A 582-nucleotide genomic window follows, 5' to 3' on the forward strand; every position below is an offset into this window, starting at 1 on the left:
GGGGCGCCAGGGCTGCCGGCCAGGGGGCGGGCGGGTGCGGACAGGATGTCGGCGTGCAGATTGGTCGCGACGATGGTGTCGAGGCTCTTCGGATGGAGCGTCATCCGCACCGTCATGGCGTCGACCAGCATCTTGTCCCAGGTCACGTCGGGGAAGTCCTTGGCCACCTCGGCGGCGATCTCGTCCCACATCACCATGCCGTGGCGCTGCGCGTTCGACTTGGTCACCACGGTGAGGAATTTGCGCGGCCGCGACTGCGCGAGCTGGAATGCGTAGCGCATGATCCGCGTGACGCCGACCCGGGTGAAGACCGCGACTTCGGTGCCGACCTCTTCGGGCAGCCCCCTGTGGGCGCGGCCTCCCATCCCGGCATATTCGCCTTCGGAATTCTCGCGCACGATCACCCAGTCGAGATCGCCGACGCCGACATTGCGCAGCGGCGAGGCGACGCCGGGCAGGATCTTGGTCGGCCGCACATTGGCGTACTGGTCAAAGCCCTGGCAGATCGGCAGGCGAAGCCCCCACAGCGTGATGTGGTCGGGCACGTCGGGCGCGCCGACCGCGCCGAAATAGATCGCGTCG

At 68.2% G+C, this 582-nt stretch carries 1 protein-coding gene; it reads right to left on the reverse strand.

Annotation, left to right across the window (positions count from 1 at the left end):
* On the reverse strand, positions 1–582 hold a 582-nt coding region (locus NS334_RS16875), incomplete at both ends, for an isocitrate/isopropylmalate family dehydrogenase (protein ID WP_241492017.1).

This window comes from Sphingomonas endophytica (assembly GCF_001476895.1).
Classification (GTDB): domain Bacteria; phylum Pseudomonadota; class Alphaproteobacteria; order Sphingomonadales; family Sphingomonadaceae; genus Sphingomonas; species Sphingomonas endophytica_A.